The sequence below is a fragment of the Virgibacillus sp. 6R genome (assembly GCF_001895305.1).
Classification (GTDB): Bacteria; Bacillota; Bacilli; order Bacillales; family Amphibacillaceae; genus Virgibacillus; species Virgibacillus pantothenticus.
On the sequence record NZ_CP017762.1, the window covers coordinates 1,612,674 to 1,635,594 of the forward strand.

Annotated in this window: 23 protein-coding genes; 7 read left to right on the forward strand and 16 right to left on the reverse strand. The window is 38.4% G+C overall.

Annotated elements, in window-relative coordinates; genetic code table 11:
* Nucleotides 1-36 precede the first annotated feature (36 nt).
* A complete protein-coding gene (locus BKP57_RS07380) occupies nucleotides 37-1,482 on the forward strand; it encodes a catalase (RefSeq protein WP_050351181.1) in 1,446 nt (481 codons plus the stop codon).
* Between the two features lie 412 nt (nucleotides 1,483-1,894).
* Here the strand turns inward: BKP57_RS07380 and BKP57_RS07385 are convergent, their stop codons facing one another.
* Nucleotides 1,895-4,063, reverse strand: a complete 2,169-nt coding sequence (locus BKP57_RS07385) for a Tex family protein (protein ID WP_399479090.1) — start codon at nucleotides 4,061-4,063, stop codon at nucleotides 1,895-1,897.
* 487 nt (nucleotides 4,064-4,550) lie between these two features.
* On the opposite strand from BKP57_RS07385, the gene BKP57_RS22740 reads away from it, so the two are divergent.
* Nucleotides 4,551-4,766 (forward strand): GNAT family N-acetyltransferase, encoded by a 216-nt coding sequence (locus tag BKP57_RS22740; protein WP_232231355.1) that lies wholly within the window; start codon nucleotides 4,551-4,553, stop codon nucleotides 4,764-4,766.
* A 221-nt stretch (nucleotides 4,767-4,987) separates the two neighbouring features.
* On the opposite strand, the gene BKP57_RS07395 is transcribed toward BKP57_RS22740, so the two are convergent.
* The 8 genes from BKP57_RS07395 to BKP57_RS07430 form a co-directional block, all read right to left on the reverse strand.
* Nucleotides 4,988-5,581, reverse strand: a complete 594-nt coding sequence (locus BKP57_RS07395) for a SpoIIE family protein phosphatase (RefSeq protein ID WP_050351143.1) — start codon at nucleotides 5,579-5,581, stop codon at nucleotides 4,988-4,990.
* A gap of 2 nt (nucleotides 5,582-5,583) precedes the next feature.
* Entirely contained in the window at nucleotides 5,584-6,375 is a 792-nt protein-coding gene (gene sigB, locus BKP57_RS07400; protein ID WP_050351142.1) for an RNA polymerase sigma factor SigB, read from the reverse strand.
* On the reverse strand, nucleotides 6,347-6,829 hold the full coding sequence (rsbW, locus tag BKP57_RS07405; protein WP_050351141.1) for an anti-sigma B factor RsbW: 483 nt from the start codon (nucleotides 6,827-6,829) through the stop codon (nucleotides 6,347-6,349). Before rsbW ends, sigB begins: the two co-directional genes overlap by 29 nt.
* A complete protein-coding gene (locus BKP57_RS07410) occupies nucleotides 6,829-7,164 on the reverse strand; it encodes an STAS domain-containing protein (protein ID WP_050351140.1) in 336 nt (111 codons plus the stop codon). The genes rsbW and BKP57_RS07410 overlap by 1 nt, the downstream gene beginning before the upstream one ends.
* Nucleotides 7,165-7,515: 351 nt before the next feature.
* Nucleotides 7,516-8,529 (reverse strand): PP2C family protein-serine/threonine phosphatase, encoded by a 1,014-nt coding sequence (locus BKP57_RS07415; RefSeq protein WP_050351139.1) that lies wholly within the window; start codon nucleotides 8,527-8,529, stop codon nucleotides 7,516-7,518.
* Nucleotides 8,530-8,710: 181 nt separating this feature from the next.
* On the reverse strand, nucleotides 8,711-9,112 hold the full coding sequence (locus tag BKP57_RS07420; RefSeq protein WP_050351138.1) for an anti-sigma regulatory factor: 402 nt from the start codon (nucleotides 9,110-9,112) through the stop codon (nucleotides 8,711-8,713).
* Between the two features lie 3 nt (nucleotides 9,113-9,115).
* Nucleotides 9,116-9,472 (reverse strand): STAS domain-containing protein, encoded by a 357-nt coding sequence (locus BKP57_RS07425; protein ID WP_050351137.1) that lies wholly within the window; start codon nucleotides 9,470-9,472, stop codon nucleotides 9,116-9,118.
* 5 nt (nucleotides 9,473-9,477) lie between these two features.
* Nucleotides 9,478-10,347, reverse strand: coding sequence for an RsbT co-antagonist protein RsbRA (locus tag BKP57_RS07430; protein ID WP_072741261.1), 870 nt, complete (start codon nucleotides 10,345-10,347; stop codon nucleotides 9,478-9,480).
* Between the two features lie 915 nt (nucleotides 10,348-11,262).
* Here BKP57_RS07430 and BKP57_RS22745 point away from each other — a divergent pair.
* Entirely contained in the window at nucleotides 11,263-11,445 is a 183-nt protein-coding gene (locus tag BKP57_RS22745) for a hypothetical protein (RefSeq protein ID WP_072741262.1), read from the forward strand.
* A 146-nt stretch (nucleotides 11,446-11,591) separates the two neighbouring features.
* On the opposite strand, the gene BKP57_RS07440 is transcribed toward BKP57_RS22745, so the two are convergent.
* From BKP57_RS07440 to acpS, 6 genes are all read right to left on the reverse strand, one after another.
* Complete coding sequence (locus BKP57_RS07440) at nucleotides 11,592-11,951, reverse strand: type II toxin-antitoxin system PemK/MazF family toxin (protein WP_050351134.1); 360 nt, start codon at nucleotides 11,949-11,951, stop codon at nucleotides 11,592-11,594.
* 4 nt (nucleotides 11,952-11,955) lie between these two features.
* A complete protein-coding gene (locus BKP57_RS07445; RefSeq protein WP_077298901.1) occupies nucleotides 11,956-12,240 on the reverse strand; it encodes a CopG family ribbon-helix-helix protein in 285 nt (94 codons plus the stop codon).
* Between the two features lie 398 nt (nucleotides 12,241-12,638).
* A complete protein-coding gene (alr, locus tag BKP57_RS07450) occupies nucleotides 12,639-13,757 on the reverse strand; it encodes an alanine racemase (RefSeq protein ID WP_232231356.1) in 1,119 nt (372 codons plus the stop codon).
* A 592-nt stretch (nucleotides 13,758-14,349) separates the two neighbouring features.
* A complete protein-coding gene (locus tag BKP57_RS07455; protein ID WP_072741263.1) occupies nucleotides 14,350-15,372 on the reverse strand; it encodes a LolA family protein in 1,023 nt (340 codons plus the stop codon).
* 165 nt (nucleotides 15,373-15,537) lie between these two features.
* On the reverse strand, nucleotides 15,538-17,058 hold the full coding sequence (locus BKP57_RS07460; protein WP_072741264.1) for a bifunctional ADP-dependent NAD(P)H-hydrate dehydratase/NAD(P)H-hydrate epimerase: 1,521 nt from the start codon (nucleotides 17,056-17,058) through the stop codon (nucleotides 15,538-15,540).
* A 188-nt stretch (nucleotides 17,059-17,246) separates the two neighbouring features.
* Nucleotides 17,247-17,609 (reverse strand): holo-ACP synthase, encoded by a 363-nt coding sequence (gene acpS, locus BKP57_RS07465; RefSeq protein ID WP_050351130.1) that lies wholly within the window; start codon nucleotides 17,607-17,609, stop codon nucleotides 17,247-17,249.
* Between the two features lie 684 nt (nucleotides 17,610-18,293).
* On the opposite strand from acpS, the gene BKP57_RS07470 reads away from it, so the two are divergent.
* Nucleotides 18,294-19,064 (forward strand): rhomboid family intramembrane serine protease, encoded by a 771-nt coding sequence (locus BKP57_RS07470; protein WP_072741265.1) that lies wholly within the window; start codon nucleotides 18,294-18,296, stop codon nucleotides 19,062-19,064.
* 16 nt (nucleotides 19,065-19,080) lie between these two features.
* Entirely contained in the window at nucleotides 19,081-20,031 is a 951-nt protein-coding gene (locus BKP57_RS07475; RefSeq protein ID WP_072741266.1) for a LacI family DNA-binding transcriptional regulator, read from the forward strand.
* Nucleotides 20,032-20,065: 34 nt separating this feature from the next.
* Here BKP57_RS07475 and BKP57_RS21985 read toward each other — a convergent pair whose 3' ends face one another.
* Nucleotides 20,066-20,395, reverse strand: a complete 330-nt coding sequence (locus tag BKP57_RS21985; RefSeq protein ID WP_198035032.1) for a hypothetical protein — start codon at nucleotides 20,393-20,395, stop codon at nucleotides 20,066-20,068.
* 375 nt (nucleotides 20,396-20,770) lie between these two features.
* Here BKP57_RS21985 and bla point away from each other — a divergent pair, with 375 nt between their 5' ends.
* Together bla and BKP57_RS07485 are read left to right on the forward strand one after the other, a co-directional pair.
* Entirely contained in the window at nucleotides 20,771-21,709 is a 939-nt protein-coding gene (gene bla, locus BKP57_RS07480) for a class A beta-lactamase (protein ID WP_232231357.1), read from the forward strand.
* A gap of 297 nt (nucleotides 21,710-22,006) precedes the next feature.
* Nucleotides 22,007-22,627, forward strand: coding sequence for an HAD family hydrolase (locus tag BKP57_RS07485; protein WP_232231359.1), 621 nt, complete (start codon nucleotides 22,007-22,009; stop codon nucleotides 22,625-22,627).
* Nucleotides 22,628-22,921 lie beyond the last annotated feature (294 nt).

The window sequence follows — 22,921 nt, forward strand, 5'->3', positions numbered from 1 at the left end:
TTAAGGGGAGGAATTAGTTTGAATAAAAGAAATAGGATGACAACTGCAGCAGGCGCTCCCGTCGCTGACAACCAAAATTCCATCACAGCTGGACAGCATGGTCCAACTTTAATACAAGATTTTCACTTACTAGAAAAGCTGGCTCATTTTAATAGAGAAAGGATTCCTGAACGTATTGTTCACGCCAAAGGAACTGGTGCATATGGATATTTCGAAGTTACAAACGACGAAATTGCTAATTACACGAAAGCTGATTTCCTTAGTGAAGCAGGTAAACGCACAGATATGTTTATTCGTTTTTCTACCGTTGCAGGGGAACTCGGTTCGGCTGATACTGTCCGTGACCCACGTGGCTTTGCAGTTAAATTTTATACAAATGAAGGAAATTATGACTTAGTTGGAAATAACACACCTATCTTTTTCATAAGAGATGCAATTAAATTTCCTGACTTTATTCATACACAAAAACGGAATCCTAAAACGCATTTAAAAGATAAAGATATGGTCTGGGATTTCTGGTCACTATCACCTGAATCACTTCATCAAATCACGTACCTACACGGTGATCGTGGAATTCCTGCCACGTTCAGACATATGAATGGGTATGGGAGTCATACATTTAAGTGGGTTAATAAAGGCGGAGAGGCATTCTGGGTGAAGTATCATTTTATTAGTGAACAGGGTGTCAAAGGACTTGAAGCTTCTCTAGCAGAAAAAGTTGCAGGCGAAAACCCGGATTATCATATTGAAGACTTACACAATGCAATTGAAAATAAGGACTACCCTGCTTGGAAATTATATGTCCAAATTATGCCTTATGAAGATGCAAAAACATACAAGTGGGATCCCTTCGATGTAACGAAAGTATGGTCTAAGAAAGATTATCCTCGTATTGAAGTCGGACGAATGGTATTAAATCGAAATCCTGAAAATTATTTTGCTGAAGTTGAGCAGGCGGCTTTCTCTCCTGGGCAATTCGTACCTGGAATTGAAGCTTCTCCAGATAAGATGTTGCAAGGACGTCTATTTGCTTATTCTGATGCACACCGCTATCGCCTTGGTGTAAACCATCACCAAATTCCCGTCAATCGTCCAAAAGTAGAAGTAAATAATTATCAAAGAGACGGGTTCATGGCAGTTAATGGCAATGGTGGAGACAAACCAAACTATGAACCAAATAGTGTGAATGGACCAGTTGAAGATCCAACAGCAAAAATAAAACCATTTGATGTTTACGGTGAGGCAGATAGTGTACCTTATGATAGTGATGACCATTATACACAAGCCGGGGATTTATATCGCTTAATGTCAGCAGATGAAAAAGATCGACTCATTCAAGCGTTTGTGGATCATATGAAACCAGTAACGAGAGATGAAATTAAGCTCCGTCAAATCGGTCATTTTTATAAAGCTGATCCTGAGTGGGGCGAGCGTATTGCGCAAGGACTTGGTCTTCAAATACCAGAAAGTGTAAAATCATAACCCAGAAGCTACTGCAACTTGGTTACATTTTTATAGTGGAACAAAGGCGCGGGGCGCCCGTTTAGCAACGTAGCGAATGGAACGAATCAACTAAAGATTTAGGAATCATGCCCCTGCAACCAGGGGTATGCCGACGCCTGAGCGGCTAGCCCGTTTTTAGTCGGCCTTCCCCTTAGCGACGAACCGATGAGGCCTTATCTTAGGGCGCATTTCTAAAGTCGCCTAGTTGCTTGCGATGGATCCGGACGTGACTATTCGGTTATTTCGTTATTCCCAAGCATCTCATTTTATGTTTCTTATACAGCAAAAAAGCATGGCATTTCAGCCATGCTTTTTTTTGGTAAACGTATTAGTCAAACACAAGATCTTTACTCAGCTTAAATATCAGATAACAACGCAACTGAAAATGTACTTATTTTTCCTGAATCATGGATAATGCAATTCTTCCTTTATTAACATCGATATCATCTACCCACACTGTAACAACATCCCCTACTGAAGCGATATCCATTGGATGTTTCACAAAAGAATGAGACATTTTTGAAATATGAACAAGTCCATCCTGCTTCACGCCAATGTCTACAAACACGCCGAAGTCAACTACATTTCGGACAGTACCTTGTAATTCCATCCCAGGTTCTATATCTTCTAGTGATAAAACATTTTTCTTTAAAATCGGTTGTGGAAAGTCGTCACGTGGGTCACGCTCTGGCTTCACTAATGCTTGTACAATATCATGAAGTGTCGGCTCACCTATCTCTAATTGCTCGGCGACTTCTCTGTTATGAATCGATTGTACAGCTTTCTTCAACTTATCTGAACCGATATCTTCTAGTGAACAATCGATAATATGCAGTAACTGTTCTGTTACCTTATAGCTTTCCGGGTGTATCGGCGTTCGATCTAATGGATGATCTCCGTCCATAATCCGCAAAAACCCAATTCCCTGCTCGTATGTTTTAGCACCTAGGCGAGGGATCTTTTTCAATTGTTTTCGATTTGTAAACTTCCCTTCTTCTTCACGCCGCTTTACGATATTATTGGCAACTGTTTTACTTAAACCAGATACATATTGTAAAAGGGAAGAAGAAGCAGTGTTTACATTTACTCCAACTTGGTTAACCGCTGTTTCCACGACAAAGGATAAAGATTCATTTAGCGCTTTTTGACTAACATCATGCTGGTACTGTCCTACACCAATCGATTTCGGATCGATTTTAACTAATTCCGCTAATGGGTCCTGCACTCGACGAGCTATGGACACGGCACTTCGTTCTTCTACTTGTAAATCAGGAAACTCTTCTCTTGCAAGCTTAGATGCAGAATACACACTAGCCCCAGCCTCGTTCACGATAATATATGGGATGGACAGTTGGTGCTTATAAATAACATCTGAAATAAATTGCTCTGTTTCTCTGGAGGCTGTTCCATTACCAATGGCAACTAATTCAATCGGGTATTGTTTCATCAACTCCAGCACTATTTTTTCCGTGCCTGCCGTATCTTTTTTCGGTGCAGTCGGATACATTACACCAACATGGTGAACTTTCCCTGTTTCATCGACTACAGCCAGCTTACAACCTGTACGAAAAGCAGGATCTACACCAAGAATTGTTTTTCCTTTTAAAGGTGGTTGCAATAAAAGACTTTTTAGGTTTTTGGAAAACACTTCAATTGCCTGCTGCTCCGCTTTTTCCGTTAAACTACTACGAATTTCCCGCTCAATCGAGGGTTGTATCAAACGTTTATAGCTGTCTTCAATCGCATGTTGTAACAATTCTGCAACTTGTTTACTAGCAGAACGCTGTACTATTTTTTGATGTAAAAACTCCAATATCCGTTCAGTCGGCGGTTGAATAGATACTTTCAGAACCTCTTCTTTTTCCCCACGATTAAGCGCAAGGATACGGTGAGGTACTAATGAACGAACTTGCTCATGGAACGTATAATACATTTCATATACTTGCTTATCATCTTTGTCACGATCTTTTACTTCCGACTCAATTGTGCCTCGTTTCATCGTCTCATCACGCAAATACTCTCGAAAAGCTGGTTCTTCAGCAATCCACTCGGCAATAATGTCATTTACCCCTGCCAACACATCTTCTATGGTATGTAATTCATTTTCCTCAGAAATATAGTTCGCTGCTTCATCAGCAAGCGCTACGATTTCCTGTTGCCAGACAAGCTCAGCTAACGGTTCCAACCCTTTTTCTTTGGCAATCGTCGCTCTCGTCCGACGTTTTTGCTTGTACGGACGATATAAATCTTCAACTCGTTGTAATTGCGTAGCCTGTAATATTTCCTGTTGCAATTCCTCCGTTAACTTGCCTTGATCGGCAATACTACGTAACACCTCTTCTTTTCTCTCTGCTAAATGAACAGCATATTTCCATTTATCTTGAACAGATTTAATTTGTACTTCATCTAACCCACCAGTAGCTTCTTTTCGATACCGAGCAATAAATGGGACCGTGTTTCCATCTTCTAGTAAAGCAATTACTTTATTGACAATGGGTGCTTTTACTTCTGTTTCCTTCGATACCCATAACGTTAATTCTTGATTGATTTCATTTGCCACATGCTTTCCTCCTTTACTCATGTTGTCTATTTTATCAAAAAAGAGCTTGCTTTCCCACTATCGGTCTGACATGCTTATTGAAATGGGAGTGCTATCAACCTAAATACAATAACTATTTATACATTTTTAAATTGTATTAAAAAGGAGTGATGAAAATGGAATTTAAAAAACTAGCAGGGGAAGAACAAAGGCGCGGGGCGCCCGTTTAGCAACGTAGCGAATGGAACGAATCAACGGAGATAAAGGAATCACGGTGAGGTAACGAACCGATGAGAACTTATCGTAGGGCGCATTTCTAAAATCGCCTAGTTGCTGGGCTCATGCGCCGGACGTGGCTAGTCGGTTATTTCGTTATCCCCAAGCACCTCATTTTATACTTGCTTATCTTACAAGATGAACTCATTGCTTTATATACCTTGAATCACTGGAGCTTTCACGTAAAATCCACTTTCACAGAAGCAGATGTTATAATCAGTTACAATAATGGGTGGTTCGAAGAGGACAAAGAAACATTCTGGATGGAAAAAATGGGGCGAAGATTGGTTTAATAATTATTGGAGATATTTCTGATACCATTCCAATACTCTTAGATGTTCGAATCGCAAACAATATGAGAGGAAAAGGGTACGGAACAAAAGCAGTTAATTGGATTGCGGATTATGTATTTACAAACTTTGAAGAAAAGATCAGAATAGAAGCATGATAATATAGCGATGAGAAAAGCTTTCTTTAAATCCAATTTTGTCAAAGAAGGTTACTTGAGAAGTGCTTGGGAAAACGCAGATGGAACTATTTCCTGATACTGCGCTTTATGCAATCATTCGTAAAGACTGGGAACAACAAACCATTACTCCCTCGCTATTAAATGAGCTGCCATTTTAATATATGTACATCCACACCCCAGCATGGAGGGCTGATTTGCTTTCAATCAGCCCCCTTATAGTGCATGGCGATTAATGTTGTATCGTCACTTCTGTTTACATTTGATATATGTTTAAATGTTTCCGTAATTTCTTGTACATTTTTCGTCATTAAGTATTTTTGCGATAAATCTCGATCAGTTACACCGTCAGAAAACATAATAAACATCATATTTGGCTGCAACTTCTCACGAACAATTTTAAATGGTCGATGGTAGCCTGCTAAATAGCCAGCATTGGGGATATTACGCTTTTTCTGCTTATTGTCAGTAATCGTTAGAATGCCAATGTTGCCGATGGAAGAAAAAGAATACATCGACGCTAGAAAATCAAGCTTGAGAATACCGATGACCACACCGCGTTTTCCTTGTAACTGCTCATTGCATTTTTTGATAATTGTTTCAATACTTGCGTGGATATTGCTCTTAATAATATCAATGACAACCTGAGACGATTCTTTTGCCAATTCACCACTGCCTAACCCATCCGCAATGGCGCAGACAAAATCACGGTCTGTCTCTTCATAAAAGAAGCTATCACCACAGTAGTAATTGCCTGTTTTCGCTTGTTGAAATACAGACACCTGGACTTGTTCCATCTTTAATCAAAGACCTCCGAATTCTCAGACTGAATTGCTTCTCGCAATTTACGCAATGAACGTCGTTGCAACCGTGAAACATGCATTTGCGATATGCCTAGTAATTCACCAGTTTCCTTTTGGCTCTTATTTTCAAAATAGGTATATTGTAAGATTTTCTGTTCACGTTCAGACAATATCGGAAATATTTTTTCCAAAAGCATTCTCTGATCCGTCTGTTCATATCCCGTTTCTTCTTTGCCAACTAAATCTAATATAGCAACTGTGCTGCCATCGGAATCTGCCTCTACTTTCCGATCTACAGAAAGTGCTTTATAACTTTTCCCCATTTCCATTGTTTCCAAGATATCTTCTTCCGTCACTTGCAAATAGTCTGCTATCTGTTTAATGGAGGGGGAAGATTGATTTTCCATCGTTAAAACATCGACGGCTTTTTTTATTTTGGGACCTAATTCTTTAATACGTCTAGGAACATGTACACTCCATGTTTTATCTCTTATAAATCTTTTTATCTCACCGATAATAGTAGGTATCGCAAAAGATTCAAAAGATTTACCGAACGTTGAATCATACCGGCGGACTGCAGCAAGTAAACCGATCATACCTACTTGGACAAGGTCTTCATGAATTGCACTATTTTTCGAGTATTTACGTGCAATTGATTCTACAAGATCTTTATATTTGAGTACAAGTTGTTCCTGTAGCTGCTCATCAGTAGGCTTTTTTTGCAATGATTCAATTAATTGGTAAACCTCATCTCTTCCGCTATTGTGTGGTTGAGATTTGGTCGTCATCCAAGCCCACCTCAGCTTCATGTTCATGTATATACTTTGTCATTAATACAATGACACCGTAATGATTATTGATTTGAACTTTATCCATTAATGCATTAATTAAAAACAGACCAAAACCCCCTTCTCTTAATTCTTCAATCGATTCGGTCTCTTTGTATGGTCCAATCCCATCTTTTATTTCATTTAAGTCGAAACTTCCACCATGATCTGCAACCATGATTTCCAATCGATCTTCATAGACACCAAATCCAATGGTGACTTCACCATCCTCATCCTCATCATACGCATGGGTCACCGTATTAGTAATGGCTTCTGATATAGCTATTTTCAAATCTTCTATATCTTCATAAGAAAAGCCCATTCTGTTGGCAATTCCTGAAATACTTAACCTTACAACTCCTACATATTCTGCTTTAGCTGGAACCTTCAGTTCAATAAAATCAAATTTCTCCATTATTCGCTCCCACCTCGAATCGAAGCACGTAAATCCATGATTTCATCTAAGCCGGTGATTTTAAATAACCGAAGCACACGGTCTTGGATATTCACAAGCGTAAGCTTACTGCTATACTCTTTCGATGATTTTAATGCACTAATAAATGTGCCCAGACCAGTACTGTCCATATAATTTATCTCCGCTAAATCTACTTCTACATGATGCTCCTCTTGCCTCGTAAGCGGAATTAATGCTTCTTTTAAATTTGGAGCAGTATAAGCGTCAATTTCTCCAACCAAGTAAACAACCGATTTCATTGGTCCTTCATTCACCACATTAATCGTTAGATTCATACTTTCCCTCCTAAATCACAACATAATTAGAAAAATTTGGCTTGTCGCTAAGTCTTATGGCGGAAGCCTTTGTTTTTCTTATACTATAAACCAAAAAACCTTATACTTCCTATAGTGTAAAATAAAACTTCATTCAGGAAGAGTTTGCCTCCATTTCCTACTGAATGTTTCGTACCACAAGGGTATGACCTATTTAGATGTTGTTATCTCCCGCTTAGGCTTATTTGTTTTCACCTCCAACCTTGAAGTGAAAATCGTAGAGCGCCTTACATACGGGATAAACACACGAGGTATTAGATGCGTATTCAATAAGACCACATTACACTTACTAATACCCATTACTGAAAATGCTTAAACTTCTCTGCGTAAAATAAGTAATGTAAAATCATCCCGCAGTTCAAAGTCCTGTAAACGTTCAAAATATTTAAATGTTTGATCAACCATCACCTGCGCAGGCAAATGGGCGTTCTGCTTAATGACATCTAATACTTCTTCCCGCTCAATAAAGCGTTCGCCATCCCTGCATTCTGTAACTCCGTCGGTTAGGAGAATCACCATATCCCCCTGCTCTATTTTCAGTTCATACTGGGGATAAGTAGTATCCGGTGTAACACCTAAAACAAGACCTTTTGTTTTCAATTCAACAAAAACGTCCTGACTAGAGTTATAATAAAATCCTGGTTCATGACCGGCTGAAGCGTAACGAAGTGTATGGTCAGAAGGGAGGTATTGGGCATAAAACATCGTAATAAACATACTTGGATCAACGTTTCTTTCCACGACTCGATTCATATTTGCTAATATAGCTTTAGGCGTCATTGCATCCTCAGGGTAACTATCCATGGCATATTTGATCATCGACATGCACAAGGCAGCGGGAATGCCCTTTCCAATCACATCAGCCATCGCAATTCCTAATGATCCATCTCTTCCTTTCACAAAATGATGGTAGTCGCCATTCATTTGGTGTGCAGGAACACTTATAACTCCAATGTCTAAACCTTCAATATTCGGCTTCTTTGTTTCCAGAAGTGTTTCTTGCATGCTAGCTGCAACTGATATTTCCGCTTTTAATTCAGATTGCTTTTCTCTAAGCTGCTGATACTCTTGATGAGCAATCCCATAGGCAATCATTGCTTCTAGTAAAAAATTCATGGAATATTGAATGTCTTCACTTAAATTTGGGTACAAGTCTTGGAGAGATTGAATATGCATATTTACAATTTCATCAGGAAGAACATTATTTTTAATAAACGCTTTACTAGCCTGTTCAATTTCATATAGCGATTGTTCATCTCTTGTTTCAATGTATCGTTTCATTAATGCTTTATAAGCTTCTGTATCTAATTTCATTAAACCGCTCATTATTTTCCCCCTCACTCTCCATGACAACTGGATAATGGGAAGCAGTTAATAGCTCTTAGATATAATAAAATTAATCAAAACATGCGTCTACTACACTCCGTTGCATTTCTTCTATTAAGCTATAACGCTTATATTCCCACAGTTATTCCTATATTTTTGTAACGGTAGCATAAAATGAATTTTATCTTAGCCATTTGATCGCTTTTACACGAGTCCCTTTACCAACTTCTGATTGAAGGTCAAATTCATCCATTAGCCTCTTCACACCAGGTAAACCTGCACCCAACCCACCGGAGGTTGAATAACCATCTTCTAAGACTTGTCCAACATCTTCAATCCCAGGACCAATATCTATGGCAATAATGCATAATCCTTTTTGCTCAAACGTATCAATGACTTCAAAACATATTTGCCCGTGATCTGCATATAAATAAATATTTCTTGCTAGTTCCGATATGGTCGTAGCGATTCTAGCCTGATCAACAGTGCCAAAACCAATTTCCCTTGCAATATCTCTACCTAGCTGTCGTGCACCTACTATATCCCATTCTTTTTTTATATTCACGCAAGATTGAGGCTTCATTGGCTATTCCCCCAAATCCTGGTAGAGTTTAATAAGGCCTTGCTCTAAGTTTAATGCAGTCGGTACATTTTTCAGGTGAATACCTAAATCAATTAACGTAACTGCTACGGCAGGCTGAATTCCTGTTAAAACTACCTTTGCCCCCATTAAATCTGACATTGTTACAACATCACCTAGAACTTTGGCAATAAAAGAGTCAATGATGTCGACGGAAGTTAAATCAATGACTACACCTGTAGAACCATTTTTGTGGATTTTATCTAACAAGTCTTCCTGAAATTGAATGGCTGTTTGATCATCGATTTCTGTTTGTATGGAGATAAGTAGGTAATTGTGAAGCTTTAAAATAGGTATTCGCACGCTGTTCACTCTCCTTTTAACGATTGAATCATTTGCTCTATACTATCTGCTCTATTTTCCAAATCAACAATTTGGCGATCTGTCAATTCGAGCGCTGTACGAAACCCTTTCTTCAAGGAACTTTTCGTTGGAAACTTGCTTAAATCAATCCCAAGGTTAACAATGGTTTGGGCAATTTCCGGTCGAATACCAACAAGAATACATGTTGCACCGATTAAACGAACAGCTTCTGCTGCTTGTATAATATGATGCGCCACCATCGTATCCACGACAGGAACTCCAGTAATGTCGATCAAAACAACTTCTGAATTGTGTTTAATTGCACCGTCCAGTAAATTTTCCATAATTAATTTGGCACGATCTGTATCCACCGTTCCAATTAAAGGCATAATCGTAATCCCATCCATAACAGGAATCAATGGAGCAGATAATTCTTGCAGCGCCACTCGTTGTAATGATACCGTGTTTTCCCAGCTTCCTGAATACTCATTTACGAGTTGTCGGATTAATGGTTCCACCCATGTATCAACACTTTTCAACACATTGGAAATAAATGCTGGGTCAAGCTGTTCATATTGGCTCAAAATATAATCGATTGTAACCCTACGAAATACTTGTAAGCCATCAGTAATATAACTCAACGGCCAACCGAGGTTAATAATTTTTTCCGAAAATTCTTCAACCGCTTTTGGCGAGCCAGCATTTTTAAGGCTTGTAAAAATAACATTAACAAATTGGCGATTTGTACTTTCAAATAACTCATCAGAAATACTTGCTGTATAATTATCTAGCTTTAAAGAATTAATTTCTTGCATCCAAAGCTGAACAATAGAATCACTGTTTTCAATAGCAATTTTTTTTAACTTCTCATCCATTTCATTACCCCCAGTTTACTTGATTGCTACCTCGTTAAGTCATATCATTTATAAGTGTAAGACTCCCATTCATGTCATATATGTCAAGCATACTTAAACGTTAAGTAGCTTGCTTACTGTATTCCTAAAGCCTTAAAGTACAAGATGTCACCACGCTCGCATCGAGGAAATCTTACAAAATTCAAGACATATCAACATTTATTGTAACACAGAAACAAAAACAGAATGAAATAATATTCCATTAAAGCGATGTTCAAAATACGCCAAAAAGACTCAAGCATTTCCTCGTTATGTCTTATGTAAAACAACCCACATAATGAATCCAAGAAGATCTTCATTCCTGTACAAAACTGCTGCTAAAAACTCCATTTTCTCAGAAACTTCGACACTCGGATGTATCAGCATCGGTTTATAGCAGACAAAATTTAATTCGCTGGATTTCGTTACTTTAAAGGAGCCGAGAGCAAGTCCTGTTTTTTGAATAGCACTTAGGGGAATTGTTTAAAAAATGATAAACAACAAATGGTAGAATTGATAATGACCGTGAGAGCAAGGCTGTTCCTAAAAACCATTCAAAAACAAATCCAACAGAGAAAAGAATATTTATGGTTCTCTTACTTCATGGCGCTTTACAGGAACTATTATCAAACAAAAATCTAGGTACAAAAATCAAGATGGATTTTATTGTCCTGAGGAAAAGTTCGCACGAAGGGACTTTACCTGTATAATATCGATAATTACCACCGCTGACTCAAGGAGTTACAACGATTTAGAGGGATTGCAGCAAAACAGCGAGGATGGTTTAATAAATGAAACTTTTAATTCTTCTAATTCGTATATAGGGTGACAGAGGCTATAATGACTGGAGCTTAAACGGTGAATCCGATTATAATATAAATGAAAGGGGAATCAATTATGTCTACAGATATCATTAACATAGTAGCTATAGTTTCTACTATTATATGGATTATGGTGTTTCGAGAGCTTATAAAATCTTCCAAAGAGGACAATAGACGAAAAATAATCACTTTAGTATCTGCGGGTTCTTTATCAACACTAATACTGACCATTTTACTTTTCCAAAACATCCAGTTCTAAAATTATGACATAAAACGCATAATGAATACGGTATATACCTCATTTAGATTTAAAATTTATTTTCATAATAGATGGTAACTCGAAATGCGAGCTATAGTGGTTTCTTATCTTGTAAAAAATCCTCTTGTCATATCACAAGAGGATTATCATTGATCATACATATCCTTCAGTCCTAAACTGATTTCCAATGCCTGGTTGATCTTTTTCATCATTTCTTTATCTAATTTTGTAATTTTATCTGTTAACCGTTGTTTATCAAGTGTTCGTATTTGCTCTAGCAAAATAACGGAATCACGGTCAAACCCATATCGTTTTGCATCAATCTCCACATGAGTAGGGAGCTTTGCTTTTTGAATTTGCGCTGTAATTGCAGCAACAATAACGGTAGGACTGAAACGATTCCCGATATCATTTTGCAGGATCAATACCGGGCGGATGCCTCCCTGTTCTGATCCAACAACAGGGGAAAGGTCAGCGAAATACACTTCGCCTCTTTGTACGATCAAATGGTTACACCCCGATCACAGAGCGTTCCAAGGTGTTTTTTGCTTCCTCTTCAGCTTGAAAAGCTTCTGAAGCAATTGTCAAATTAATACGACCCATTTCTGCATAACCTTTTTCCATGGTTTCGCGAAATTGTTGAAAGTGCTCATCTCTTTTATGCTGAAGATAGTTCCTTGTTGCCTGACATATGAAATCACTCAAATCACTATTCTCATACTTCACCAGACCATCCACCTCATTTAACAGGTTTTTCGGTATTTTAACTAATACTTCTTGCAAGCTTTCTGACAAAACCATCACACCTCCGCCAACTGTTGAACGAACTTTGTAAAAGTTATTTTTATAATATCATTGAATTCGCCTGTTTGCAAAGGGTTCCTTAAAAATTCCCCAAAAAATATCTTGTTTTGTCGTTTATTATTACCTTTATTGTGGTATAGCAAATAGAATAAGCCTTTATTCAACAGTATCTTTAGCGATTGTTCAAAAAGCCTCATTTCGTCTGCGCTGATAAGTTAACAGCTTTGCGAATGTCACCTCCGGAAGTCACATGCAAGTAGTAACGTTGTAATAAAACACCAGAACTCAGCAAGCGCCATTTTTCAGCCATTTCTGCTTTAACAGATCTTGCTGCTCGCTTTTAGAACATACACTATACAATTCGAACCATTTCCAAAATAACTTTGTGCTCACTGCCCTTTATAAATACGAGGAACACGGTTATTCAATATACAAGGAATCTCATAATTAATGGTCTCAGCATAATCCGACACTTCATCCATTGAAATGCATGCATCGTTTTGACAACCAATAAGCGTCACCTTAGTCCCCACTGGATACGCTTGATCCAATCTGATCATCGTTTGGTCCATACAAATTCTTCCGACAATAGGTACCCGTATTCCATTCACTAGTACGTAAAAGCCCTGCATCCTTCTTAACCAACCATCTCCATAACCAATAGGAAGCGTGCCAATCCACTCTTCCGTTTCTGCTTGATACGTACACCCGTAGCTAACACAGTCTCCTGGTTGTAATCTTTTTACATGAGCGAGCTTACTGTGCAAAGAAAAAGCTTGTTTTAAATCTATCTCCCCCTTTTCTTTTACTGCTTGAGAAGGATATAATCCATACATCGCAATCCCAAATCGAACATAGTCATACATGTCCTCCGGCAGACGTATGGCACTAGCACTGTTACCGACGTGAACATCAAGATTTTCTAGACCTTGTTCTTTAAGTCGGGAAAGGAGTCTTTTAAAGCGAGTTCGCTGTTCCTCAAAATACGTCGACTCAGGTTCATCTGCTGTTGCAAAATGAGTAAACACCCCAGTTAAATATATGCTGCGATTTTTGTTTAATGCGTGTAAAATATCCTGCATCTCTTCTTTCGTCCTTATGCCTATCCGGCCCATTCCGGTATCCACTTTTAAATGAAGATGAAGCGGCTTAGAAAATGAATAGCTATTTACTTGTTCCAGCCAGTCTTTTTGAAAAAAGGTTAGCGTAATACCATGTTTTGCTGCTTCTATCGCTGATGCTGGCGGAACCCAGCCTAACACAAGAATAGGGGCTGTTATGGATGCCTCGCGTAACTTAATCGCCTCTTCTAATAATGCCACTGCTAAATAATCTGCTCCAGCTTGTAAAGCTTTTTTAGCAACTTGGATACTCCCGTGCCCATAGCCGTCTGCCTTTACTACTGCCATTACTTTTGTTTCTTTTGGAAGCTTTTTCTGTATTTGTTTTATATTATATGCAACTGCATCCAAATCTATTTCTATCCATGTATTTCGATGAATTTCCAAATTGCTTACCCCTTTCATACCAAATAGTCTGTGCAAAATTGATACTTCCTATTATTTCTCGTTGTATATACCCTGTCAATGCTTGCTCCGTTTTTGTTCAAATAACAAAGGCGCAAGCGCCCCGTTTAGCAACGTAGCGAATGGAACGAATCGGGGATTTAGATGCTGTTACCTCCCGCTTCGACTTGTTCAGCTCACATCTTCCATTCTTGAAGTGGGAGTCTACAACGCCTTTTTACGGGATAAAGGAATCATGCCACTAAAAACAGGGGTATGCCTGAGCGGCAAGCCCGCTTTTAGTCGGCCTTCCTCTTTGCGACGAACCGATGAGGACTTATCGGAGAGCGCATTTCTAAAGTCGCATCGTTGCTGGGCGATAGAGCCGGACGTGGCTATTCGGTTATTTCGTTATCTCCAAGCGCCTAAATTTATACTTTCTTATCTCTTTAGAAAAACTTGGCTTGTCGTCAAGTCTTATGGCGGAAGCCTTTGTTTTTCTTATACTATAAACCAAAAAATCTTATACTTTCCTATAGTGCAATGAAAAAGCAGACTCATCCACGATAGAGTCTGCTTGGCCCTTGTCTGAAAATTACTTAACTTCTTTCCTTTGGACAGATTTCGCAACTTCAATGAGCTCCTCCTTCGTCAACTCCTCACTTGCTAACATAAAATCTACCCCGTTATGCGTCCACTCAATAGAATTATCTGTTATTGCGCCTACTGCAAATCCTAAATTTACAATCTCGCCTTCTACTTCATTAGGAGTTGCCATGGTCGTCCGTATTTGTGCTTTTTCTTCAACCAGTGTAAAATTCTTTTCCCCTTCAAACGTTAAAATAACGCGATCGCCGGTTTCTGTTGACGTTTCTTTTTTTTCAGTCAGTTCTGCTCCTGCCATGTACGATGGGTAAAAGACCGTGAGCGCTTCCTGCTCCTCAGTTATAGCAGCTGTTTCTTCAGCTTCTTCCGACTCTTCACTTCCCATGTTTTTCTTCATCGAAAAATCATCATCTTTAAAGCTTGCTTTGCTATCAAAACTAGAAAAGCTAACATCGACCAGAGCATTTTTATCTTTATCTAGCACCTTTACTTGAGTGGGATGTAACGATTTTTTGTCAAGATAAATTTCCTGATAAGGCAGGTTGTTATTGCTTTGATAATTCGTTTTTGTCTTGAACACATAATGCGAGTCTGTAACCTCAAATTCTGCTTCCTTATCCTTCTCAATATCTTGAATTAAAGATTGATACAGATACGGTTGACTACTGTTTTGCGGCCATTCTGACTGAAATTTAAAGCTTTTGTTTAATGCTGGGGTTAATACAAATACCCCATCGTCATTTTTTAAAATAATTTGGTTGCCTTTTTCATCCGACTTATTCGATAATCCAACGCGATACATATCATCTTTTTTGTGCCAAATATTGATTTGAAATGTTTGTTGCTCTTGACCTGTATTCATATTCATTTCTGCTTTCGCTCTATAGCCGTCCATTTTCTCGACTGTTTCCTTTAAATCTGCAACAACATCCTCTTGTGTCTTTTCTCCACAAGCAGCTAATACGATTACGAGGCCGAATAACATAAGTAACCCACTGATTTTCATCTTCATGTACATATCTCCCTTGTCTCAGTTAATTAAAGCAAACTTAGCTAGCGCCAAGCCTTTAGACGCAGGCGACTGCCTCGTTGTACTTATACTTAGGACATCCATGATGATTACACCACATAGCGCTCATCTTTATCCTTTTCTAACGTAAAACAAAGGGAACCCATATCATCCACTACTCGAAATGGTACGATATACATCAGTTATTCCGTTAATTACATCGGTTGCAAGTAAATCATGTTCAGAATGCTGATGCTGTACTAGTAAATCTGCCGACATACCGTGAATATAACAGGCATTACTTAAAGCTTGTAACAAGCTTTGCTTTTGCATCACCATGGCCAAAGCAATTCCTGTTAAGACGTCACCACTTCCCCCCTTAGCAAGCCCCGGATTGCCTGTGGGGTTTACCATTTGCACACCCTCTGGGGAAGTAACAATCGTGTATCTTCCTTTCAAGACTACATAGACACGGTAAGCTGTGGCAAATTCCTTTGCATATTGAAATGGCTGCTTCAATAACTCACGAACCGAGACCCCCAATAGCATTGCCATTTCTCCAGGATGGGGAGTAATAACGGATGGGTGCGTTCTTTCATTTATTTGAGGCAACAGTTGAGATAAATGATACAGACCATCACCATCGATAATAATGGGGCATGTTGCTTTCTCTATTACATACTTTACTAGGTCTTTTGTACATTCTTTTCGACCTAACCCCATTCCAATAGCAATTGCATCATAAGAGTCTAGATTTATCTCTGAATGGTTATCGAGATAGCCGTCTGTCGCTGATAAAGCAGAGTACGTAGCTTCGACACAATTTCCTGCAATCATCTGAATAACAGGTAGAGAACTGGCACCCATTATCAAACCAGCTCCTGACTTTAATGCTGCTTGTACAGACATGGATAAAGCACCGGGCATTTCCTTGCAGCCACCAATAATCAATCCCCTACCATGATTGCCCTTATGATCAAATAACTGACGTTTTGGCAAAGTCTTCTTCACATCCTCTAGCTGCCACATCCCCTTACTTGTAAGACGCTTAAAAATAAACGTCGGCAAGCCAATAGAAACAACCTCCCATTCTCCATAATAGCTTGCAGTGTAAGGAAGAAAAACACTCTGCTTTGGTGCACCGATAATGATGGTGTAATCAGCTTGTACAGCGTGAAACGATTCTCCGCCTTCATCTGCTGGTACCCCTGAAGGAATATCTACAGAAATGACATAGCTTTGTTCCGCATTGATAAGCGAAATAAGTGAAGCAAATGGTTCCCGTACTTCGCCTTTGATCCCAATACCGATCATCGCATCAATGAGTACGTCTGCTTCTTTAACCATCTGGATAGATCCAGTCTCATACGGAACAACTTGACCTCCACATTTTTCATAAATACGCTTGTGATTATATGCATCGCCCGTAACTTTATCATTTGGAACTACTTGCAATACCTCTACATGATAGTTATGATCCAGCAACGTACGTGCAATAACAAATCCATCCCCACCATTGTTACCTGCCCCTGCCAATACACAAATTTTATCCGTCTGAGAAATCTTCCTCATTACCTTCCACGCAACAGCTCGTCCGGCATTTTCCATCAGCAATTTTCCATCCAAACCAATTTCCTGCATTGCTAAACGATCCATATCGTACATTTCTTTCGCGGTGACAATAAACAAATTTGTTCCCTCCTACCCGCACTAAAATATATGAGACAAACCTTGTGATTATGCATTCGTTATTATCTCTTGTACTATATCTATTTAAAAAGCAGCATCATTTTCTGTATGAAAAGCTTTTCCATTTCCCACAAAATAACTTTGAAATAAATGAAAGGTCTACTTGCTTATTTTCGACCGTACCAAAACTATGATTGTGCTTCTAGAACAACCTGGGCTACAGCATAATGCTTTGCGTGGGAGATCGATACAAATATGGCAACCGATTCAAATCCTTTTACATTTAACACAGGAGATCCATTCTCCAGTTTTGTTACTTCTATATCCTGAAACGAGAGCTTACCGATGCCAGTACCAGCAGCTTTAGCAAATGCTTCCTTTGCTGCAAATCTCCCAGCAACATATTCTACCTTCCTTTTGTCACTCGTTAATAATCTATAACCTTCTCTCTCTGCAGGCGTTAAAATCCGTTCTATAAAGCGTCCATTGTTCTTTATGCTCTGTTTAATGCGTTCCAGTTCAATAATATCAATACCAATTCCTTTAATCATCTCTTTCTCCTTTTCGTAACAATAAGATCACTAACGGAAAATAAATGTTTAAAACAGTTGCTACAATACTTATGATTGAAGTACATTATAAAGTGGATCTTCCAGCCGTGGCGATTTTAATTGTATCTCCCACGGCTTGTTAGCACCGTAATAGTGACCTAAAGGCCGCTTTCGAAATAGGGCATTTAGGTAGTGGTTATCTTCCACTTAGACTTGTTGCTGTACAGATTATCCAACTCCTGAAGGGGAGTCTTATTGGGATAAAACAAATAGTTAATTGCGACCTACTAGTTGATGTCACGATTACAAACATCGTTTTGAACACTTCTTTCATGTTCATAAACGTTCATAAAGATCAAAACAGCTTACTTTCTAAGCTTAAATGCTTACTACTCGGTTACTGAGCCACATGTATACAGCTCAATAAAAGGATTATGTTTAACGATTTGAATCATTCCCTTAAATGTAAAATACAACTACTTGGTATAAACCGTTGCAAAAAACCTTCATTTGTCATTTTTATTCGACTTTATAAATAGCATTTAGTAGGATAAAATTAATTATAAACGTGTATGCTTAAAAAATAGAAAAGCAACCAAATTAGTTAAAACCAACTTCCTGTGAGCTTAATTCTATCATACACCTTGTTAGGCAATTTAAAAACCTATTCCATGGAGGAACCAAATGTTTATAAGACATGAAAGAAGTATCAAAGAATTTATGCAATCCTATCCAATCGTTTCCACGCTTGTAATCGTTCACTTAGGTTTATGGCTAGTGATTAATCTTTTACAATTACCGTTTGGTATATGGCTTTACCAGTTAGGGAGTGGAAGTAATTATTGGGTTGAGCAAGGTGAATATTGGCGATTGATTTCCCCGATATTTCTCCATGTTGATTTAATGCATGCACTGTTTAACTCCTTCTCCCTTGTTCTATTTGGTCCTGCTTTAGAACAAATGCTTGGGAGAACCAAATTTATCCTTGGCTACCTTTTTGCTGGCATATTCGGAAATCTAGGGACTTATTTCGTGGAAGATTTATACTATAACCATGTAGGAGCATCAGGGGCAATCTTTGGATTGTTCGGCATCTATATTTTTATGGTGTTATTTCGAAAACACCTTATTGACCAAATTAGTTCGCAAATGGTTACTACTATTTTAATTATTGGTCTAGTCATGACATTCTTCAATCCAGGCATCAATGTTTCCGGCCATGTTTTTGGTTTCCTCGGCGGTTTTATCATAGCACCCGTTATTTTAGCAGGTGCAAATAGCTATAATCCGTGGGCAGCCATTGCAAGACGCAACCGTTACAGAGATGATGATGATATCCAATTTGACCCAAACCGCTGGAACAAAAAACGTCTCCCACGCTCCTTCAATAAAAATATTTGGTGGATTATTTTAGGAGTTCTAGTTTTGCTTGGCTTATTTAGCCGCCTATTTTAATATAAGGAGCATAGTAATGACGAACATTCATGATATAGCAAAATTAGCCGGTGTCTCTGTTTCAACGGTTTCAAGAGTATTAAATAATTATAAGTATGTTTCAGAAGAGAAAAGATTAAAGGTGAAACAGATTATCAAAGAGCTTAATTATACACCTAACAATAACGCTATTGATTTAATACGTGGGGAAACAAAAAGAATAGGTGTTATTATCCCCTATAACAATAATCAAGCATTTGATCAAATGCTTCATGGTATTCTAAACAAATCCAGTGAGTTAGATTTTTCGGTAACTGTACTTCCTTCTAAGTATAATAAAAAAAGAGAACTGGAATATTTGGCTATGCTGAAAAGCAAACAATTAGATGCTCTCATCATAACGTCAAAAGCAAATCATTGGGACAAAATTATCCCCTTTACACAATACGGAACAATTATTTCTTGTGAATACACGGAAAGAGAGGAAATAGGTTGTGCTTATGTAGACCGTTTCGCCTCATACTTAGAAGTATTTCAAATGCTGAAACAGAAAGGGCATCAAAGAATTGCCTTTACGACGGCAAGGGGGAATGAAAGTATAAGTACAAAACAGACAATCAACGCTTATCAGAACGTTATTGGAGAAATGTATCAAAAATTTCACATTGGAAATTGCTTTTGCTTAGAAGATGGTTACAAAGCTGCAGAAATACTTTTGAATCAAAAGAACCGACCTACAGCAATCTACGCTAATGGCGATGAAGTAGCAGGGGGAATTTTCCAATATTGTCAGTATAACAAACTGCAAATTCCTGAAGAGGTTGCAATTGTAGGGCAAGAAAATCAACCAATTGGAGAAGCCTTAGGAATTACAACAGTTAACCACCGACTTTCAGCTTTAGGAGCGCAGGCCTTTGAGCTTGCTGTAAACCGAACATTAGATAAAATAGAAATCCCTTATGAAATAATCCAACGGTCCTCTACATGAGCACGTATAAAGTGAAATCTCTAATCAGTAGCGGTTATCTTTCCCCCACTTGAAATAGTAGATCAAAGTCTAAGATCGCGGTTGTCCTTGAAAAAACACTTTTTCTATGTAAGGTACTGATTCCCAGTTTTTTGTCCGAATGTAAGAAAGTATAAAATGAGGCGCTAGTGGAAAAGAAAATAACCGAATAGCCACGTCTGGCACATGAGCCCAGCAATGATGCGACTTTAGAAATGCGCCCTACGATAAGTATCATCGGTTCGTCGCTAAGAGAAAGGCCGACTAAAAACGGGCTTGCCGCCATGACGTCGGCATACCTCTGTTTTAGTGGCATGATTCCTTTATCTCCGTGGATTTGTTCCATTCGGTTGCTAAACGGACGCCCCGCGCCTTTGTTCCACTATAGGAAAGTCAAGATTTTTTGGTTTATAGTATAAGAAAAACAAAGGCTTCCGCCATAAAACTTGGCGACAAGCCAAGTTTTTCTAATGTTTGCACCGCCTCCTGTGATTAACATTCTGCCTGCCTCGAACGAACGAGAATTTAGGTGACGTTATCTACCACTTATACTTCTATGTATCTTTTCCACTCTTGGCGTGGTAGTCTTACAGCACCTTATATACAGGATAAATGATGAGCTGCCATTTTATTTGACAGCGAGGACTACATATGTAATATTAGATTACATATGTAGTCACTTATTGGATTTGCAAAAAAGTAATAAATCTCATTTTGCAATATGACTATAAAAGTTAAAAACGGAAAGGTTTTGATAAAAATGCTACATCATACGAAAATTATTGGAGCTTTATTTTTTATTTTTCTTGCGCTTGTTGGTTGTGCAAAAATGGAGGCGAAACCAGCTAATAATGTATATAGCGGAGAGTCAACACCATCGATTGAAAAAGAGGCTTTCCGTCTATTAGAGAAAGAATATGATGCAAAACTTGGTATATATGCTATGGATACTGGTACTGGGAAGACTGTATCTTATCGGGCAGAAAATCGGTTTGCTTATGCTTCCACTCATAAAGTACTTGCTGTGGGTGTACTGCTGCAAAAGATGAATGTAAACCAATTAGAAGAAACTGTTTTAATCAAAGAAGACGATCTTGTAAACTATAATCCAATTACTGAAAAACATGTGAATAAACTGATGACATGGAATGAACTTAGTGATGCTTCCATGCGTTATAGTGATAATACTGCCGCTAATTACATACTGAAACGGATCGGTGGACCTGCAGGTTTTAAACAAGCACTTCGCGACATTGGGGACGATGTGACAAAACCGGAAAGAATTGAGCCTGAATTAAATAAGGTAAAACCTGGAGAAACAAGGGACACAAGCACACCGAAAGCACTCGCAACAAGCCTTCAAACTTTCACAATGGGAGACGTACTAACGAAGCAAAAACAGGATCTATTAGTAAATTGGCTTAAACGAAATACAACAGGAGACAATTTAATTCGAGCAGGAGTACCGGAAGGGTGGGAAGTTGGTGATAAATCAGGGGCTGCATCCTATGGAACACGTAATGACATAGCTATTATTTGGCCACCAAATGAAGATCCGATTATTCTTGCTGTTCTTTCTAGCCGGGATGAAGAAGATGCTGAAGGGAATGATGAACTTATTGCAAAAGCTACCGAGGAAGTAATGCGTATTATCAAGTGATCATTATTTTTTAATTTAGAGAAAGCGTATTGTTCGTACGTACCTATCCATGTGCTTGCGGACTAAATCGTAATTGAGATTATAACTCTGCACGGACATCAAAAAAGAAGCACATGCTTATTAGCGACTGCCAATGTAAACTCTTGGGATAATAGGATTAGCTTAGTACTATTAAAAAGTGGTAATTACCCAAGAAGCCCCACTTTAAGAAGCCGTAAGAAGTAAGTGGTGAGTACTTCACTGTTGACCTGAAATGCATTTCATCCTCTACACTACAATTAATCATAATTAGAGGGGATGAAAAAATTGTATTCGACTTTTATATTTGATTTAGATGGCACGATTATTGACTCGGAAAGAATTGGACTTGAAGCATTACAAGCCGCCTTATATGAAAACGGGATTAACAAAACAATAGATGAGCTTCGTTTTTCTGTAGGTATCCCAGGCTTACGTACGCTTGAAATACTAAATATTGCTGATATTCCTACGACGTTAGAAACTTGGTTGGAAAAACAAAAGCCTTTCATGAGTGACGTGCCATTATTTAACGGTGTAATAGATACTATTTCTCAATTACCTAAAACAGCGATTGTTACTTCACAAAACCAAAAAGAAATGCAAGCTGGATTTTATCAATTAGATATTGCCCATCATTTTCAAGCTGTCGTGTGCGCAGACGATACAGAAAAGCATAAACCTAATCCTGATCCATTAAATTTGGCACTGCAATTATTAGCTTGCGAAAAAGAGAATGCCATTTACATTGGTGATTCCATTTATGATATGCACTGTGCAGCAGCGGCAGGAGTAGATTTTGGGCTAGCTGCTTGGGGAGTCGCATCAACCGCTAATTATACATCGGCACGTTATATTTTCGAAACTCCCTTTGATATATTACCGTTAGCAAGTAGATAATGTAAAAAGAGGTTGAAACATAAGAAAATACTATATAGCACAAGCCGAACAATTATAAATGGATTGTCCGGCTTGTTTGTATGAAAAAAACTCCTAACATCGCTATGTCAAAGTGCTTCGCTTTCCGCAGGTCTCCTTAGCTTCCACAGAAAAGAAAACATCGCTTTCTTTCGGGATCTTCAGCTCGTACTGTACCCGCAGGAGTCTACACATTTTAACTACGCTAAAAACTTGCGTATATACACAATGGATGGTTGATGTTCGTTTTTATAATCAGCTGTTTTAGCTTTGCTT